Source organism: Stenotrophomonas sp. STEN046, from assembly GCF_056759755.1.
On record NZ_JBRRDR010000010.1, the window covers coordinates 50,652 to 68,135 of the forward strand.

The 17,484-nt window shown below is 67.6% G+C and carries 17 protein-coding genes; 6 read left to right on the forward strand and 11 right to left on the reverse strand.

All coding sequences use genetic code 11. The annotated features are described in order from the left end of the window. Window position 1 precedes the first annotated feature (1 nt). The 5 genes from ACVOLJ_RS07270 to ACVOLJ_RS07290 all read left to right on the forward strand — a co-directional run bounded on the left by ACVOLJ_RS07270 (window position 2) and on the right by ACVOLJ_RS07290 (window position 5,152). Complete coding sequence (locus ACVOLJ_RS07270) at window positions 2–547, forward strand: redoxin family protein (protein WP_475277720.1); 546 nt, start codon at window positions 2–4, stop codon at window positions 545–547. 56 nt (window positions 548–603) lie between these two features. Continuing rightward, a complete protein-coding gene (locus tag ACVOLJ_RS07275; RefSeq protein ID WP_475277721.1) occupies window positions 604–1,344 on the forward strand; it encodes a response regulator in 741 nt (246 codons plus the stop codon). Continuing rightward, on the forward strand, window positions 1,341–2,684 hold the full coding sequence (locus tag ACVOLJ_RS07280) for a sensor histidine kinase (RefSeq protein WP_475277722.1): 1,344 nt from the start codon (window positions 1,341–1,343) through the stop codon (window positions 2,682–2,684). The genes ACVOLJ_RS07275 and ACVOLJ_RS07280 overlap by 4 nt, the downstream gene beginning before the upstream one ends. Before the next feature lie 99 nt (window positions 2,685–2,783). Then, window positions 2,784–3,812 carry a hypothetical protein gene (locus ACVOLJ_RS07285; RefSeq protein WP_481563807.1) on the forward strand — a complete coding sequence of 343 codons (1,029 nt, stop codon included), beginning with the start codon at window positions 2,784–2,786 and terminating at the stop codon, window positions 3,810–3,812. Window positions 3,813–3,880: 68 nt separating this feature from the next. Continuing rightward, on the forward strand, window positions 3,881–5,152 hold the full coding sequence (locus ACVOLJ_RS07290; protein WP_481563808.1) for an MFS transporter: 1,272 nt from the start codon (window positions 3,881–3,883) through the stop codon (window positions 5,150–5,152). 4 nt (window positions 5,153–5,156) lie between these two features. On the opposite strand, the gene ACVOLJ_RS07295 is transcribed toward ACVOLJ_RS07290, so the two are convergent. Beyond that, window positions 5,157–6,104 (reverse strand): nucleoside hydrolase, encoded by a 948-nt coding sequence (locus ACVOLJ_RS07295; protein WP_481563809.1) that lies wholly within the window; start codon window positions 6,102–6,104, stop codon window positions 5,157–5,159. Between the two features lie 154 nt (window positions 6,105–6,258). Between ACVOLJ_RS07295 and ACVOLJ_RS07300 the strand changes: the two genes are divergently transcribed. Continuing rightward, complete coding sequence (locus ACVOLJ_RS07300; RefSeq protein ID WP_475277726.1) at window positions 6,259–6,594, forward strand: hypothetical protein; 336 nt, start codon at window positions 6,259–6,261, stop codon at window positions 6,592–6,594. A 92-nt stretch (window positions 6,595–6,686) separates the two neighbouring features. Here ACVOLJ_RS07300 and ACVOLJ_RS07305 read toward each other — a convergent pair whose 3' ends face one another. The 10 genes from ACVOLJ_RS07305 to ACVOLJ_RS07350 all read right to left on the reverse strand — a co-directional run bounded on the left by ACVOLJ_RS07305 (window position 6,687) and on the right by ACVOLJ_RS07350 (window position 17,339). Then, window positions 6,687–7,406: a GntR family transcriptional regulator gene (locus tag ACVOLJ_RS07305; protein WP_481563810.1), complete on the reverse strand. Its 720-nt coding sequence runs from the start codon at window positions 7,404–7,406 to the stop codon at window positions 6,687–6,689. Between the two features lie 56 nt (window positions 7,407–7,462). After that, complete coding sequence (locus tag ACVOLJ_RS07310) at window positions 7,463–8,830, reverse strand: SLC13 family permease (protein WP_481563811.1); 1,368 nt, start codon at window positions 8,828–8,830, stop codon at window positions 7,463–7,465. A gap of 101 nt (window positions 8,831–8,931) precedes the next feature. Further along, window positions 8,932–9,852 (reverse strand): malonate decarboxylase subunit epsilon, encoded by a 921-nt coding sequence (gene mdcH, locus ACVOLJ_RS07315; RefSeq protein ID WP_481563812.1) that lies wholly within the window; start codon window positions 9,850–9,852, stop codon window positions 8,932–8,934. Further along, window positions 9,849–10,706, reverse strand: coding sequence for a triphosphoribosyl-dephospho-CoA synthase MdcB (mdcB, locus tag ACVOLJ_RS07320; RefSeq protein ID WP_481563813.1), 858 nt, complete (start codon window positions 10,704–10,706; stop codon window positions 9,849–9,851). The genes mdcH and mdcB overlap by 4 nt, the downstream gene beginning before the upstream one ends. After that, window positions 10,703–11,353 (reverse strand): malonate decarboxylase holo-[acyl-carrier-protein] synthase, encoded by a 651-nt coding sequence (mdcG, locus tag ACVOLJ_RS07325; protein WP_475277731.1) that lies wholly within the window; start codon window positions 11,351–11,353, stop codon window positions 10,703–10,705. The genes mdcB and mdcG overlap by 4 nt, the downstream gene beginning before the upstream one ends. Continuing rightward, window positions 11,346–12,056, reverse strand: coding sequence for a biotin-independent malonate decarboxylase subunit gamma (gene mdcE / locus ACVOLJ_RS07330; RefSeq protein WP_475277732.1), 711 nt, complete (start codon window positions 12,054–12,056; stop codon window positions 11,346–11,348). The genes mdcG and mdcE overlap by 8 nt, the downstream gene beginning before the upstream one ends. Continuing rightward, window positions 12,053–12,961, reverse strand: a complete 909-nt coding sequence (locus ACVOLJ_RS07335) for a biotin-independent malonate decarboxylase subunit beta (RefSeq protein WP_481563814.1) — start codon at window positions 12,959–12,961, stop codon at window positions 12,053–12,055. Before ACVOLJ_RS07335 ends, mdcE begins: the two co-directional genes overlap by 4 nt. After that, complete coding sequence (mdcC, locus tag ACVOLJ_RS07340; protein WP_475277734.1) at window positions 12,958–13,278, reverse strand: malonate decarboxylase acyl carrier protein; 321 nt, start codon at window positions 13,276–13,278, stop codon at window positions 12,958–12,960. The genes ACVOLJ_RS07335 and mdcC overlap by 4 nt, the downstream gene beginning before the upstream one ends. 10 nt (window positions 13,279–13,288) lie before the next feature. Continuing rightward, the gene (mdcA, locus tag ACVOLJ_RS07345; RefSeq protein ID WP_481563815.1) at window positions 13,289–14,932 is read right to left on the reverse strand and encodes a malonate decarboxylase subunit alpha; all 1,644 of its coding nucleotides are present in this window, start codon (window positions 14,930–14,932) and stop codon (window positions 13,289–13,291) included. Between the two features lie 202 nt (window positions 14,933–15,134). Further along, a complete protein-coding gene (locus ACVOLJ_RS07350; RefSeq protein ID WP_475277736.1) occupies window positions 15,135–17,339 on the reverse strand; it encodes a TonB-dependent siderophore receptor in 2,205 nt (734 codons plus the stop codon). Window positions 17,340–17,484 lie beyond the last annotated feature (145 nt).

A 17,484-nucleotide genomic window follows, 5' to 3' on the forward strand; every position in this document is an offset into this window, starting at 1 on the left:
CATGGCACGCGTTCGCGCATACGCGCTGCCGCTGCTGCTGGCCCTGTGCGGCGGTGCGGGCGTGCTGCTGGCCTGGCCGAGCCCCGAAGCCGGCGCGCAGCCTGCCGAGGCGGCGCCGCCGGCCGGCTTCCAGGGCGATGGGCCGTGGCACAACAGTCCACCGGTCACGCTCCAGCAGCTGCGAGGGCAGGTGGTGCTGGTCGAGTTCTGGACCTACACCTGCAGCAACTGCCTCAACGTGGCGCCCTACGTGCATCAATGGCACCGCCGTTACGCGGCGCAGGGCCTGCAGGTGATCGGCGTGCATACCCCGGAATTCGCCTATGAAGGACTGCCGGGCAATGTGCGCCGTGCCATCCAGCGGCTGGATATCACCTGGCCGGTGGTGCAGGACAACCAGTACCGGATCTGGAATGCATGGGGCAACCGCTTCTGGCCGGCGCTGTACCTGGTCGACCGCCAGGGACGGGTGGTCTACCGCCACTACGGTGAAGGTGATTACGCACGTACCGAAAGCGAGATCCAGCGCCTGCTGGCCAGCCCCTGAGCCGCGCTACCATGGCCGCGCCGTGCGGCCCTGTCCCTGCCTTCACCGAGAACGCGATGAATCACGTACCGCATATCCTTGTCGTCGACGACGACAGCGAGATCCGCCAGATGCTGGCCGATTACCTGCAGCGCAATGGACTGCGCGTCAGCCAGGCCGATGGCGGCCGCGCCATGCGCACGCTGATGGATACCCACGCTGTCGACCTGGTGGTGCTGGACGTGATGATGCCCGGTGAAGATGGCCTGAGCCTGTGCCGCAACCTGCGCGCCGGCAAGCATCGCGCGGTGCCGGTGGTGCTGCTGACCGCACGCGATGATGAAACCGACCGCATCATCGGGCTGGAAATGGGCGCCGACGACTATGTGACCAAGCCGTTCTCCTCGCGCGAACTGCTGGCCCGCATCAACGCGGTGATCCGCCGCACGCAGATGCTGCCGCCGAACCTGCAGGTGACCGAAGCCGGGCGCCAGCTGGCCTTCGGTGAGTGGCGGCTGGATACCACCGCGCGGCACCTGCTGGATGCGCAGGACACCGCCTATCCGCTCAGCGGCGCCGAGTTCCGCCTGCTGCGCGTGTTCCTCGACCACGCCAACCGCGTGCTCAGCCGCGACCAGCTGCTGAGCCTGACCCAGGGCCGCGACGCCGAGCTGTTCGACCGGTCCATCGATCTGCTGGTCAGCCGCGTGCGACAGCGCCTGGGCGACGACGCGCGCGAGCCCACCTACATCAAGACCGTGCGCAGCGAAGGCTATGTGTTCAGCATGCCGGTGCAGATGCTGGGGCCGCAGGAATGAACGCCGCCGCGCGTCGCCTGCCGTGGCCGCGCACGCTGTCGGCGCGGCTGCTGCTGTTGCTGCTGGGCGGGCTGGTCCTGGCCCATGCGCTTTCGTTCGGCCTGCTGTTCTTCGAGCGCTACCAGGCCACGCGCAGCATGATGCTGCGCAACCTGGACGAGGACGTCGCCGTGAGTGTGGCCCTGCTGGAGCATCTGCCGGCCAGCGAACGCGAAGCATGGGTGCCGCGGCTGGAACGGCGTACCTACCGCTATCTGCTGCGCCCGGCTGCGGCTGGCCCCGCGCTGGAGACCGATCGTGCAAGGCAGGTGACCGCGATCATCGATGACAGCCTGCAGCACCGCTACCCGCTGCAGTCGCGGCAGGTCGCGCGCATGCCCGAGCGATTCGAAGTGGAACTGCGCCTGCACGATGGCACGCCGCTGACCATCGAGGTCACTCCCTCTGGACTGCCACTGGCGCGCTGGTTGCCGGCGGTGCTGCTGGTGCAGCTGGCGTTGCTGCTGCTGTGCGCATGGCTGGCAGTGCGGCTGGCGATGCGGCCGCTGGCGCAGTTGTCGCACGCGGTGGCGCAGCTGCAACCGGGCCAGGACGGGGCGGCGCTGCCCGAAGATGGACCTGCAGAGGTAGGCACTGCCGCCGCGGCGCTCAATGCACTGCAGTTGCGCATTCGTAGCCATGTCAGTGAGCGCCTGCAGATCCTGGCGGCGATCTCGCATGATCTGCAGACGCCGATCACGCGGATGAAGCTGCGGGTCGAGACCCTGCCCGAGGATGCCACCCAGCAGCGCCTGCTGACCGACCTGGATCATCTGGGACAGCTGGTACGCGAAGGCGTGGCCTACGCGCGCAGCAGCCATGTGGCCAGTGGTGCGCCGGTGTCGATGGATCTGGGCGCGTTTTTGGCCAGTGTGGTCGGTGATTATGAAGACATGGGCAAACCGGTCAGCGGTGGGGCCGACGGCGGGCTGATCGTGCAGACCTGGCCGCAGCCGCTGCGGCGGGTGGTCGGCAATCTGGTCGACAACGCCCTGCGCTATGCGGGAAGTGCGCAGATCGATGCCGGCCGCGATGAGGCGGGCAGGGTGTGGATCAGCATATCCGACCGCGGCCCCGGCATTCCCGAAGACCAGTTGCAGGCGGTGCTGGCGCCCTTCCATCGGCTGGAAAGCTCACGCAACCGCGATACGGGCGGCACCGGCCTGGGCCTGGCCATTGCCGTGCAGCTGGCGCAGTCGCTCGGCGGCTCGCTGCGGCTGCACAACCGCGAAGGTGGCGGCCTGCAGGCGGTGCTGCAGTTGCCAGGTGCGGATGTCGCTGGCAGCGGCAAAGCGCATTGAGCCGATTGCCGGTCATCCCCGCATGGCGTGGAGCTGCTGCATGCCTGGATGGACCCGGATCGGCGATCATCGTTGGATGCTGAAACAAGGAAGCTCGCAATGCAGGGAACGCCTTTCTCAACCGCGCACGTGCAACACGCCCTGCTGCTTGTCGCCGTGATGCTGCTGGCGGCCTGCCAGCGCACGCCGCAGGCCGCCGCCGAGAGCACGGCTGCGGCTGTGCCGATCGAGGCGCCTGCGACCGTCGCCGATCTCTCTCCCTTGCTCGATGTCCTGCCCACCTGTGCGTTGCAGGGGTGGTACATCGATCAACCGGCCGGGCGTCCGTCGCACCCCTGGCTGGCTGCGCATGCACCGCAGCCGTGCAGGGTGGATGCGGAGAACGAGATCGCCACGTTCTGCGTGCGCGGGACATGGAAGGGACTGCCGGTGGAAGAAGTGATCCTGCCGACGATGACCTTCGTATCGTTCCGCGGAGCGAAGATCGGCCTGCCGCTGGAGAAGGCGCGGCCGATCGTCCAGCAGCAGTTCGGGCAGGCCTTCGACGGCGGTGCGGACTACGACAATGGCCGCGAACCGAAACTGATGTCCGATCCGGAAGACCCAGCGTATTCCTGGCTGCTGTGCAGTACGCCCGAGCCGGGTGACGTGGTGGGCAGTGATGCTCCGGTCCGCTATGCCGGCATCCATCTTCCGTACGACCACGACGGCTGCAGCTATCGCTACAGCCCGGTCGACTTCTGCGATGCGGCGCATCGTGTCCTGATCGAAGATGCCCTTCAGCACCAGGCGCCCAACTTCCAGCAGCACTATCTGCTGGTGCAGATCGACGAGCGGCCCGAGTACTTCCAGCGCTCGCTGGTGCTTGTCGATACCCGCACCGGCAGGGCCACGCCGCTGCCGATCGATGCGTTCACCGGGCCGGCGATGGACGGCGGCGAAGCCACCGGCTACGGCACACTGGAAACCGGCGTGGACCAGCAGCAGTTCTGCCTCAACGGTTCGCTGCTGGTCTACCGCGTGTTCGAGGAGGGGCGCTTCTGCTTTGGCTTCGATGGCGAGCGCTTCACCGGCCACCAGACCCAGTACATGCAACCGGCCCCCGCTGGCCGTTCGCCAGGCGGCTGAGCAGGGCATGGGTCCACCGCATCGTCACCATGGCCATGACACGCTGCGGCCATGAAGGAAAACATGCAATGACCGCCACGCGGCAGCGCTCGATGTGGGTGGCTGGGCTGTCCACCGTGGTGGAGTGGTACGACTTCACCCTGTACCTGTACTTCGCCACGGTGCTGTCGCGGGTGTTTTTCGGCGGCGGCCAGGAGGCAATGCTGGTGACCCTGGCCGGGTTCGCGGTGTCCTATCTGATGCGCCCGCTGGGTGCGCTGTGCTTTGGCCATCTGGGTGACCGGCTTGGCCGGCGCTGGATGCTGCTTGCATCGATGGCCCTGATGGCCGCGGCAATGCTTGCCACCGCGCTGTTGCCGACCGCCGCCACCGCAGGCGCAACCGCCGGCGTGCTGCTGCTGGTGCTGCGCTGTGTGATGGCTTTTTCCGTGGGCGGCGAATACACCGGCGTGGTCGCCTATCTGCTGGAAAGCGCACCGGTGCGGCGACGTGGCCTGGTCACTTCGCTGGCCTCGGCCGCCAGTGAGGTGGGCGCGCTGCTGGCGGTGGCGATCTCGGCGGTCACTGTTGCGCTGCTGCCCACTCCGCAGCTGGACAGCTGGGGCTGGCGTATTCCCTTCTTCTTTGGCGCGGCACTGGCACTGGTGATCCTGATCGCGCGCTCAGGCATGCATGAATCGCCGGAGTTCGAACGCCAGCGTCGCGAAGGCAGCATCCCGGCCACGCCGTTGCGGCATGTGCTGCGCAATCATCCGGGCGCGGTTGCGCGCACCTTTGCGATATCCGCGCTGGGCTCGATCACCTACTACGTGGGCATCACCTATGTACCCGCGTTCCTGCACGCGCAGGGCCACGACGAGGGCGATGCGTTGTGGCTGTCGACGGTCGCGGCGGTGGCGGTGATCGCGATCACCCCGTTGTGCGGTGCCTTGTCCGACCGCTTCGGGCGCCGCCCGCTGCTGTTGGGGCTGACCGTGCTGGCAGCGCTGTTGCCGTTGTCGATGTTCGCGTGGATGGCCGATGCCGCCCCCCTGGGCATCGCGCTGGCGGCGGTGGTGCTGGCCTGCGTGGCCGGCGGCATCAGCGCGGTGGCAGCACCGGCCACGGCCGAGCAGTTCCCCGGCGAGGGCCGGGTCAGTGGGCTGGCACTGGGGGTGACCATGGCCACCGCCGTCTTCGGCGGGGCGACGCCGTGGCTGGCGCAATGGTGGGTGGAACGCAGTGGCTGGGCGGCAGCGCCAGGGGCGATGATCGCGCTGGTGGCGGTGCTGGTGCTGCCGGTGCTGTGGACGCTGCCGGAGACGGCGCCCAGGACCCGCCCCGGTTCGCGGGGCGGGTGAGCATTCAGACCGCCAGGGTCTGCTCGATGTCTGCAAGTACAGCGGCCGCATCCACGCCGATGGCCACCGACTGCAGCACATGGCCGTCCCACACGCTGGGGCCGAAGCCCATGCCTTCCGGCTTGGGAATGGTCATGCCGCGGGCAACACCATCAGTGGCCACGCGCACGCTGGCGCGCTCGAACTGGAACAGTTCCGGGCGGGTCAGCGCGATGCAGGCGCAGCAGTCATGCACGACCATGCCCTTGTGGCCGGCCTGCAGGTAGAAGTCCACGTAGTCCTGCGACAGCGCACGCACCAGTTCGGCATCGGCTCCACCGATGGTGGCCAGTTTGTCCAGGCCGTCACGGTTCATTTCAACGCGGGTGGTCACGTCCAGGCCGATGGCGGTCACCGGCCAGTTGGCGGTGAACACGATGTCGGCCGCTTCGGCATCGCCCCAGATGTTGGCCTCGGCGGCCGGGGTGATGTTGCCGTTGACGTGGAAAGCGCCGCCCATCAGCACCACGCCGCGCACCAGGCCGGCGATGTCAGGGGCCTGCTGCAGGGCCAGGGCCAGGTTGGTCATGCGGCCGACTGCCACCAGGGTCACTTCGCCCGGATGGGCGCGGACCAGGTCGATGATCAGCTGGGCCGCCGGGCGCGCATCCGCCGCCACGTCCAGGGCGTCGGGCACCGGGTGGTTGCCCAGGCCGTTGTGGCCGTGGATGTGCACCGGCCAGGCTTCCGGGGTGGCTTCGGGCTGCAGCGGGCCTTCGGCACCGCGCGCGACCGGGGCGGTGAAGCCCCAGGCCTGCTTCAGGTACAGCGCGTTGTGGGTGGTCGATTCCACCGATGCATTGCCGAAGGTGGTGGTAACCCCGATAAGGTCGATCTGCGGGTGCTTGTGCAGGTACAGCAGGGCCAGTGCGTCGTCGACGCCCGGGTCCGTATCGAAAATGACTTTCAGCATGTTGTTGTTCTTCTTCTTCCGTGTGGTGCAGGGGGGCCGGCGGCCTTGCAGGTAGGCCGGCGCGCCCCACATTGTCCCATCTTCATGACAGGCAGGGCGAACCGGCGGCGGTGGTATCGTCTGCGGGCCCGAACCCGTCGCAAGGAACTGCGCCATGCTGGCTGTGACCCTCGTCCTGATTGCCCTGGTGCTGGGGCTGAACCTGGTGGCCAGCTTCGTGGTGCTGGGGCGCGACGACCTTCCGGTCAGCAGCCGCGCCGGGCAGCTGCTGGTGGTCTGGCTGCTGCCGCTGGTCGGGGCGATCCTGTGCATGGCGATGGCCACCGCCGATGGCTCAGCCGGGCGGGGCGATGGCAGTGGCGGTGGGCCCGCCGATTTCTCCGGCGGCTATTCCGGCGACAGCCACAGTCATCACAGCTACAGCAGCTCGGACTGCAGCAGCGGCGACAGCGGTGGGGGCGGTGACGGCGGCAGCTGCGGCGGCGACTGAGGCGGGGTTCCAGATTGCCGGCCCGCGGCCGGCACTACGGTGACCTGACCTTGCGGGGATAGTGCCGGCCGCTGGCCGGCAACCCCATGAACTCAGCTTCCGCCCTGGGTCGGTAGCGGTGCGGGCACGTTCAACAAACCGCCACTGGCGACATACGCAGCCAACGCCTGGCCCTGGCTGAGCAGATGCCGTTCCATCGTGCGTTCGGCGCCTGCCGCGTCGCGACGGCGGAAGCAGTCCATCAGCTCCTGGTGTTCGGCCAGCGATTGCGCCGTGCGCCCCGGGGTCAGCAACTGGCGGCCGCGATGCATCTTCAGGATGCGGTGCAGGTCGTGGGTGATGCGGATCAACCACGGGTTGCCGGCGTAGTGCTGCACGGTCTCGTGGATCAGGTAGTTGTTGCGGTAGTACTCGGCGATGTTGCCCTCGGCCGCTGCGGATTCCATGGCCGCGTGCAGGTCTTCCAGCTGCTGCACGCCGGCATCGTCGATGTGCTTGACCGCCTCGTGCGCGCAGCGGCCTTCCAGCATCGCCATCACCGGGAACAACTGGTTGAGGTCTTCCAGGGTGAGCCGGGTGACCCGCGCTCCGCGCCCGGCATCGATCTGCACCAGGCCTTCGGCGGCGAGCAGCTTCAGCGCCTCGCGCAGCGGGGTGCGGCTGATCCCCAGTTCCGCGCACAACGCCGGCTCATCGATCCACTCGCCCGGTGGCAGGCGGTAGTCGTAGATGCGCTCGCGCACCCGTTCGGCCACCTCTTCATACAGAGGTGCACGCTTCTTCGGTGAACGCGGAGCAGGAGCGATGGCCATGTATGAAGTGTAACGCCAGGTAGTGCCCGCCCCAGGCCCGCACAACCCCATGTCATTTAAAACAAGCCCGGCACCACGAACACCAGCCAGGCCAGCAGCGGACCGAACGCCACCACCAGGCCGCTGTAGACCAGGAAGCGGCGGAACAGCGTTTCGCGCTCTTCCTTCGCCGCCGAGGCCACCACCAGTGCGCCGTTGGTCGAGAACGGGCTGACATCGACGATGGTGGACGACACCGCCAGCGCGCAGATCACGCCGGCCGCGCTCAGGTGACCCTGCATCAGGAACGGCACCGCCAGCGGGATGGTGGCGCCCAGCACCGCAGCCGACGATGCGAACGCAGACACGATGCCGCCCACGTAGCAGACCAGCAGCGCGCCCAGCAGCGGGATGCCGATGCTGGAAACACCATGGCCGATGAAATCCACCGCGCCGGCATGTTCCAGCACACCGATATAGGTGACCACGCCGCAGATCAGCAGCACCGTCGACCAGCTGATGCCATCCACCGCACCCTTCTGGCTCTGCGGCGACAGCAGCGCCAGCACCACGGCGACGGTGATCGAGACCAGGCCAACGTTGAGGTTGTAGATCAGCGCCGCGACGCCCAGGCCGAGCAGGCCGACCAGGGTGAACAAGCGCTCGCGGGTCAGGCCCACGGCATCCAGCGCGACCGGGTCGTTGGACAGGGTGCCGCCGCCGGCAGCGACCAGTGCACCGTGACCCTCGATGGCGAACTGCCGCGACGAAGCCTGTGGGCCGCCAGCCATCGCCAGCTCCGCGTTACCCAGCGCAGCGGTTGCGGTGATCGAACCGCGACGCAGCAGCGCGATGCCACCGAAGGCAAGGAAGCAGATCGTGGCCATCATGAAGTTGAAGCCGAGGCTGGTCAGGAACACCGCCATCTCGGTCACGTCCAGCCCGGCTTTCTGCACCACGCCGTTGGTGATGCTGCCGTACACGCTGATCGGCGAGAAGCCACCGGCCTGTGCACCGTGGATGACCAGCAGGCCCATCATCAACGGGTTGATGTTGTACTGCTTGGCAAAGCGCAGCGCGACCGGGCCGATGATCGCCACCGCTGCCGGGCCGAGCGCGCCGAAGGCGGTCAGCACCGCGGTGATCACGAACATCACCCACGGGATGGCCACGATATGTCCGCGCACCGCTTTGACCGCCCAGTGCACCAGCAGGTCGATGGTGCCGTTCTTCTGCGCGATGGCGAACAGATAGGTGATGCCGACGAGTGTAAGGAACAGATCACCCGGGAACCCGGCCAGCACTTCCTTGCCGCCCATGTCGACCCACAGGCCACCAACGATGAAGGCAAGCGCGAAGGCAACCGCGCCCATGTTGATGGGCATGGCGGTGGCGACGATGAACATGATCACCAGACCGATGATCGTTGCAATTTGTGGACTCATGCGCCCTCCCAGACACCTGATTCGCGTACTGCACGGATGGAAGCCCGCCATCCCGGGGTATGGCCTGTTGCGTACTGCGCGTTACGTACTGCTCAAACCCGTTACTGCAGCCTCTCCAGCGCGTTGCGGACCCAGGCCGCAGCGCCGTCCAGGCTCTGGAAATCCTCGACGGCACGGACTTCGCAGCACGGGTAGGCCGGTGCGACCATGCGTGCCAGCGCGTTGCCCGGCCCCAGCTGCAGGAACACCCGTGCACCGCGTTCGAACGCCTGGCGCATCACCTGCGCCCACTCGATGGTCTGCGCCAGTTGCGCCGACAGCGTATGCACCACGGCCACGCTGTCGCGTACCGGGCGCGCGTCGATGCCAGCCAGCAACGGCAGGTGCGGTGCCATTGGCGGGACAGCCTGCAGTGCCGAGGCAAACGGCTGCACGGCGGCCGACAGCAGCGGCGTATGTGCAGGCACATGCACCGGCAATGGCTTTGCTTCGGCACCCAGTGACAGGGCTGCGGTGGTCAACCGCCGCAGCGCCGGCAAGCTGCCAGCCACGATGAAATGGTCATGGCCATTGGCAATGGCCACGTGCACGCCATGGGCCTGGCACAGCGGCTGCAGCGTAGGGCGATCCAGGCCAAGCACCGCCTGCATGCCCGCGTCGGCCGGGCCTGCTGCATCCATCAGCGCCGCACGCTGCGCCGACAACGCCAGGCAGGTTGCCGCATCAAAACTGCCGGCGATGGCATGCGCTGCCAGTTCGCCGATGCTGTAGCCGGCCAGCACGGTGGGTGTTGGCAGGTTGTCGCGCAGTCCCTGCCAATGCGCCAGGCTGGCCGCACACAGCAGTGGTTGCGCCTGCGCGTTGTCGAAGCGGTCCTCCGCGCATGCAGCGGCAAGCACATCACGGCCCAGCACGTGGCTGGCGGCATCCAGCACACCGCGCGCGGCGACCACATCGCGGACGCGGTCGAACATCGCAGGGTGCTGCGCGCCTTGTCCGGGGCAGAGCAGGGCCAGGCTCATGCCACCTCCTGCCGCAGCAGGAACCACGCGCAGGCCAGCAGATCGGCGCTGCCGCCGGGGCTCAGCCGGCGCGCGGCGAATGCCTCGCCGATGCACTGCAGGCGCACACGCCAACCCGGTGCGAAGGCGCCACCCGAGGAAACGAAGGCGGCGGCCTGCTGCTGCGCCCAGCGCAGACCCTCAAGTCCACCCCGGTGAAGCAGGTTGAGGTCGTCCACCTGCGCGACCAGCTGCATCAGCGTGTGGCACTGCGCGGCTTCGTGCGGCAGGCCGTTGTCCAGCGCATGCCGCAGGGCGGGCAAGGCCAGTTCACGCAGGATCGGATAGCCGTCCATCGCCTGTTCGCGCACGCCGGCCACGCCGTGCAGCGCGCGCGCGCGCTGGCCGGGACTGTGCGGGTCCAGCGGCGCTGCGCCAAGTGCCTGCTTCCACTGCGCAACGGCAAGGCATACCTGCGCAGCGGTTGCCGGGTGTCCGTGCACGCGTCGGCAGCCTGCGGACGCTGCCACCAGCAGGCCCAGGCTGAAGATCGCACCACGGTGCGTATTGATGCCGCCGGTGGCGCGCAGCATGGTCGCTTCGGCCGCGATGCCATGCGCGCGCAGCACGTCAAAACTCGCCCCTGCGGCGCCTTCCCGCGCCATGGCGGTGAAGTAGTGCCGCAGCGCGAACAGGCTGCGCAGGAAGGTAGCGGCATCCATGTCGTCATGGCTGCCGGTGTCGAACGGGGTGACCAGGCCGGGCTTCGGCGCACAGGCCAGTTCACTGTGCAGGCTGGCGACGGCCAGACGACCGATGCGCGCGCAGTCCACCGGCGTGGTCCGCGCAGCAGGCAGGCAGCGCACGGCGCTCATGCGGCAACCCGGGCAGGATTGAACAGCGATGCGCGCGGCTCCAGCGCAGCGCCGTCAATCCGCTTCACCAGCACCTCGCGGCTGCATCCTGCGTACTCGCGCCAGTTCACCGCGCCACCATCGACCAGGCACAGTTCACCATCGATGCGATGCGGGTGGCGGGCCTCCCACGCCTGCAACTGCGCGACCAGTGCGTCGGCCTGCGCGGCGTCGACCACCTGCCACAACAGGTCGATGTCCGAACGCGGCTGCACGTAGTCAAGGCCGGTCAGGTGCTGCCAGGCGAACGCACCGAACACACGTGCCGGCGCAAGCGCCGCCAGTGCCAGCAGCGGCGCATGCCAGGGCAGTGGAATCCGGCACCCGGCGGCTGCCAGCACGTCGCTCAGTGCCGGTGGTGCCTGCAGCTGCCCGATGTCCTGCCGCGCAACGCGCAGCGCCAGACGCTGCTTGCCCTCGGCTGGGGGCAGCGGCACGCCCAAGCGCAGGCGTGGATCAGGATCATCGGCCGCACGTCGTGCCACCATCGCTGGCAGCCCCTGCGCGAACCACGCCGAAAGGCGCGGCTCATGCGCGGCCACATCGGCACGCCAACCGGCATGGACCGGCAGCCAGACCAGCGTATGGCGGGCGGGGTGGTCAGGCATCGCCGCGGCTCACTGCGTGGGCGACCTGCGCTGCCAGACGGCGCCCGCCGCGTTCGGCACCGAGGGCGGCGCGCTGGTCGCCGCTGGCGGGCGTGCGCAGTGCCTGTTGCAGGTGCTGGGCGAGGTCGCCATCCCACAGCGAGGTCACCGCACCCATCGCCACGTAGTTCTCCACGCCTGGCGCGAATACCGGCGAAGTCTGGCTCAGCGCCTGCAGCTTTTCCAGCGGTTGCTTGGTCACCCGTGCCATCGCACGCAGGTCCATCACCCGCACCTGTGCATCGGGCAGCGCATGGATGTGGTCGGCCATCAGGCCGAACGAAAGAAAGCCGCCGCTGACCGATTCGCCGTAGACCAGGGTGACCAGGCGCGCGCCGCGTCGGCGGGCAAGGTCCAGCGTCTGTGCCAGATGGGCGAAGTAGCCGTTGATGCCCAGCAGTTCATCACGACGGGCCAGGCGCTGGCCTGCGGTGTCGACCAGCATCACGATGGGGCGCTGCGGGTAGGCGGCGGTGCTGGCCAGCACCGCATCGGCCAGGGTCAATGCGTGGTCCACGCCGACCTCGATCCTGTCGGTGGTACCGATCACCGTCACCTCGCCATCGTCGGTGGTGGCCGTACCGGTCAGCACCGAATCGTTCACCGCGATGGCATGGCCACGCGGGAACAAGGCGTCGAGCAGGGGCTGCAGTGGCGCGGTCATGGCAGGCTCCGGGACGCGGTGGCGGCAAGGAAAGCATCGGTTTCCAGCAGCGGCAGGCGCTCCGGATCGGCAATGCCCTGGCGTGCCCAGATCTGCAGGCCATCGGTGCAGTCACCCCAGGCCTCCACGCGCGCCTTCAACGCGGCATGGCGGGCCTGAAGGGCCGCCAGCGCGGTATCGGTGTCGGCCTCGGCGCTGTCCACCTGCAGGGCATCGAACGCGGCCTGGCTGAAGGCGCTGATCGCATCGGGCACCAACACCTGGGCCTGGTCGATCAGGTAGCGGTGCTTGCCCCCGGTCACCCGCCATACCAGCGCACGATCGCGCGAGTCGAATTCCTCCACGCCACGCACCGTTTCGATCACTTCCGGCCCGGACAGCGACAGCCGTCCCTCTTCGGACATGATCACCGTGGTGCAGCAGCGAGCGACGATGCCCATGCCGCCGAACGCACCGTTGCCGCTGCCGATCAACGCGATCACCGGCACACCTGCCGCACGCGCCGCCAGGGTGGCGCGCATGATCTCGGAAATGGCGATCAACCCTGCATTGGCTTCATGCAGGCGCACGCCGCCGGTATCGAGCAGCAGCAGCACGCCGTCGGGTCGTGTTTCGGCCGCACGGCGCAGCAGGCCGGTCAGCTTGGCACCGTGTACCTCGCCAACGCCGCCGCCCATGAACTCGCCCTGTTGTGCCGCCAGCAGCACCCGCCTGCCATGCAGTATTCCCTCGCCGACGACGATGCCATCGTCGAACGCGGCGGGTTGATCAAGTTGTGCCAGGTGCGGGCTGATGACACGTCGGGCCGGACCCAGCAGTTCCTGGAACGAGCCGGCGTCCAGCAGGCCAGCGATGCGTGCACGGGCATCGGCTTCGTAATAGCTGTGGCGCGGGGCCAGGTTCATGGCTGGCCTCCGGCGCGCAGGGTTTCCACCGCCTGGTCCAGGCGCAGGCTGACCACCGCCGGCGTGGCCCCGGCATCGTTGATCGAAACACGCACATCGCGCAGTGGGTGGCGATGGGCGAAGTCGGCGATCACCGCCTGCCACACCGTGCCAAAGCCGCGTGCGGCCGTGATGATGCGTACCGTCATCGCACCGTCCAGCGCTGCCGGTTCCAGCAGGATTTCCAGATTGCCCGATGCCAGCACGCCCACCAGCACCGCATCGCTGGGGAAGTGCACCGGCGTCGTGCCGTCGAATCGATAGTCGAGGGTTTCCATCGCGTGCCCCTTACCAGTTGCGGAAGCGCTTGGGCGGGTCGTACAGACCGCCGGACCAGCGCACCAGGTCTTTCACCGAGCGTGCGGCCAGCAGATCGCGGCTGGCATCGCGCACGTTGATGCCCAGATCGTCCGGGCGACGGATCACGCCACGGTCGCGCAGGTTTTCCACCATCGCGCGGTCGCGGCCCCTGCCCACCGTGGTGTAGCCGGCCACGCCGCGGATCGCCTGTTCGCGCTCTTCCGGGCTGCGGCACAGCAGCAGGTTGGCAATGCCTTCTTCGGTCAGCACATGGCTGACGTCGTCGCCGTAGATCATCACCGGCGGCAACGGCATGGCTGCGCGCTCGGCCAGTTCCCACGCATCCAGGCGCTCGACGAACGCCGGTGCCATGTGCTCGCGGAAGGTTTCCACCATCTGCACCACCAGCTTGCGCCCACGCGGCATCTCGCCCGGTCGCGCCGCCTGCTGCCCGGCCTTGATCCAGGCCTGGCTGGCGTGGCGGCGGCCACGCGCATCCGAGCCCATGTTCGGTGCACCACCAAAGCCGGCGATGCGGTCGCGGGTGGCAGTGGAACTGTTGCCCTGCAGGTCGATCTGCAGCGTGGAGCCGATGAACATGTCGCAGGCATACAGCCCTGCCGTCTGCGAGAACGCGCGGTTGGAGCGCATCGAGCCATCGGCACCGGTGAAGAACACATCGCCGCGCGCGGCGATGTACTTTTCCATGCCCAGCTCCGAACCAAACGAGTGCACCGATTTGACGAAGCCCGATTCGATGGCCGGAATCAACGCCGGATGCGGATTGAGCGCCCAGTGCTGGCAGATCTTTCCCTTCAACCCCAGCGATTCGGCGTAGGTCGGCAGCAGCAGTTCGATCGCCGCGGTATCGAAGCCGATGCCATGGTTGAGCCGGTTCACCCCGTACTCGGCGTAGATGCCCTTGATGGCCATCATCGCCATCAGCACCTGGATCTCGGAGATCTGCGCCGGGTCGCGGGTGAAAAGCGGTTCGATGTGGTTCGGGCGTGGTGCCTGCACCACGAAGTTGACCCAGTCGGCGGGGATATCGACGCGGGGGAGGGTGTCGACGATCTCGTTGACCTGGGCAATCACGATGCCGCCGCCGAACGCGGTGGCTTCCACGATTACCGGAGTGTCTTCGGTGTTGGGGCCGGTGTAGAGGTTGCCGTCGCGGTCGGCGGCCTGTGCGGCGACCAGCGCCACGCGCGGGGTCAGGTCGATGAAGTAGCGGCCGAACAGTTCCAGGTAGGTGTGGATGGCACCGATCTGGATGCGCCCTTCAGCCACCAGGTTGGCCAGCCGCACCGACTGCGGGCCGGAGAAGGAGAAGTCCAGTTTCGAGGCGATGCCGCGCTCGAACACATCCAGGTGCGAGGGCAACGACAGCACCGACTGCACCATGTGCAGGTCGTGCACCTTCGCCGGGTCCAGATCGGCCAGCGCCTGGGCGAGGAAATCGGCCTGCTTCTGGTTGTTGCCCTCCAGGCAGACCTTGTCGCCCGGTTCCAGCAGCGCGTGCAGCAGCTCGGCGATATCGCCGGCGGCGACCTCGCGGCCCCTGGCCCATGGCGCGGCGCGTTCCAGGCGGGCCTGGCGGCTGCGTTCCCGTGTATCCCAACTGCGGTTCATCGACAGAGATCCGGATGAGGTTGGGGTAATTACGCCATAATTATGGACGGGTATGCAACCCGCGGCGCAGCAAAAAGAAGGGCCCGCGCGAAGGCGGGCCCATTCAGGTAGGCCACGACCGTTGGTCGTGGCGGAGCAGGGCGAAGGGCGTGCCGACCAACGGTCGGCACCCACCCGGCACCCACCGGCTTTCCAGCGCGCCTCAGAACTTCCAGCGCAGGCTGGCCGCGACGAAGCGCGGTTCGCCGTAGTTGTTGTAGTCCAGGTTGGCCCAGTAGGTCTTGTCCAGCGCATTGCGCACGCTCAGCGTCGCCGTCCAGTTGTCGCTGATGCGGTAGTTGGCGTTGAACTGCACCAGCGCATAGGCCGGCTGGTTCACCGTCACCGTTGTACCTGCGCCCACCGGATAGGGAATGTTGTATCCCTGCACGCTGCTCTGCCACTGCACGCCGGCACCCACGCTCAGGCGTTCCAGTGCGCCGCGCAGCTGCACCTGCGTATTGAGCTGCAGCAGGTTCTCGGCCGGGTTGGCATACAGCAGGTCGGTGGCGGCGCGGGTCACCTTGACATGGGTGTAGCCGGCATTGACCGTCCAGCCCGGCAGGATCTCGCCGTTGACGTCCACTTCCCAACCGCGGGCCTTGGTGCCGTTGACGCCGATGAAGGCCGAACTGCCGTCGCTGAGCGAGCCTTCCGGCACGCCCATGTCGCGCACCGCGTAGTTGTCCTGCTTGGCTTCGAAGATGGCCGCGTTGGCGGTCAGGCGGCCGTCGAACCACTGCGTCTTCAGGCCCGCTTCCAGGTTCGAACCCTGCACCGGCGCCAGCAGGTTCTCGTTGCGGTCCTTGTTGTTCTGCGGGTTGAAGATCTCGGTGTAGCTGGCGTAGGCAGCAACGTTCGGGGTGATGTCGTAGACCAGGCCCACGTAGGGAGTGACTTCGTCGCTGACCTTGTAGGCGCCGCTGGTGCCGGTATATGCACCGGCCGCGTTGTACGAGCGGCTGAGGGTTTGCCAGCGGCTCAGGCGTGCACCGGCAATCAGCGCCAGCGGATCGGCCAGGCGCAGGCGGGTGGCCACGTAGAAACCACTCTGCGTGGTCTTGGCCACGCGGCGCGCGCCGGTCAGGGTGTAGGTCACCTCGGAGATGTCGCCATCCCAGGTATGCACGTTGGGGATGTAGTAGCAGCGCTCACGGCCGCAGGTGGCCCAGTCGCGCGGGTAGTTCAGTGCCAGCGTGTTGGTGGTGGCCTCCAGGTCGGCCCATTGCGCGCCCACGGTCACATCGTGCTCGCGGCCCCACAGGTTGAAGGTGCCGGTCAGGTAGGCATCGACATTGCGGCGGGTATCTTCCGAATCACCGGCAGCGGTACGCAGGTAGATGCCCGCGCCGGTTGCCGGGTCTGGATTGCCGGTACCGTACAGGCGCATGTTCTGCACGTTGCCACGGGTGTAGGCAGTGTTGATCTTCAGCAGCCAGTTCTCGCCGAAGCGCTGTTCCAGGTTGGCGAACACCGTGCTGGTTTCGCGCTGCCAGTAGCTCCATTTCGGTGCCAGGTTGGTCGAGCGCGGCAGATGGGCGAAATTGCCCTGGCTGTCGAAGAACGGCACGGTGCCCCAGGTCGAACCCACCGGATTGTTGTCCTGGGTCTGGTAGCCGACGGTGACCGTGGTGCTGTCGGTCACATCGCCTTCCAGCACGGCCATGCCGGCCATCTTGTTTTCCTTGTAGCGGTCGTAATAGAAATCACGATCGGTGTAGGCGGCGACCACGCGGCTGCGGAAGCGGCCATCGGCGGTCAGCGGCGCGGTCACGTCCGCCTCCATGCGGCGATAGTCCCAACTGCCAGCGCTGACCGAGAACGAGGCGTCGAATTCCTTGCCCGGGCGCTTGCGCAGCAGGTTCACCGTGGCTGAGGGCACGCCGGCGCCGCTGAGCAGGCCATTGGCACCGCGGATCACTTCCACGCGATCGTAGAAGGCGGTGTCGTACTCCTGGTTGGTCGAGCCGCTGTAGGTGGGAATGCCGTCCACCTGGAAGTCGGTGATGGCAAAACCGCGCGCGTAGTACAGCGGGCGCTGGGTGTCATAGAAGGACACGCTGACGCCGGTGATGTTGCGCATGACGTCGTTGAGGCTGAACAGCGATTCGTCCTGCAGGCGCTGCAGGCCGATCACCGTGGACGACTGCGGAGTCTCCTGCAGGGTGATCGGCAGGCGGGTGGTGCTGGACGGCGGTGCGGATGATTCCGCGCGCACGCTGACCCGGTCCAGGGTTTTTGCATCGGACGCATCGGCGGCGGCTGCAGCCTCGGCGAAGGCCGGCGGTGCAGCCAGCGCCAGGGAAGAGAGCAGGGCAGCCGGCAGCAGCGCGCGGCGGGGCAGGCGGGTAGGCAAAGACAGGGGCATGGTGGGCTCGAAGCTGGGAGGCGGGGAAGGGGCGGCAACAGTCGTCCAGCACCCGGGCGGCGGCATCGGGCACATCAGGTCCATCTGGGAGCGGCGCGGTCACTGCGCAGGACGCAAATGTAAATAATTCTTAACAACATTACAA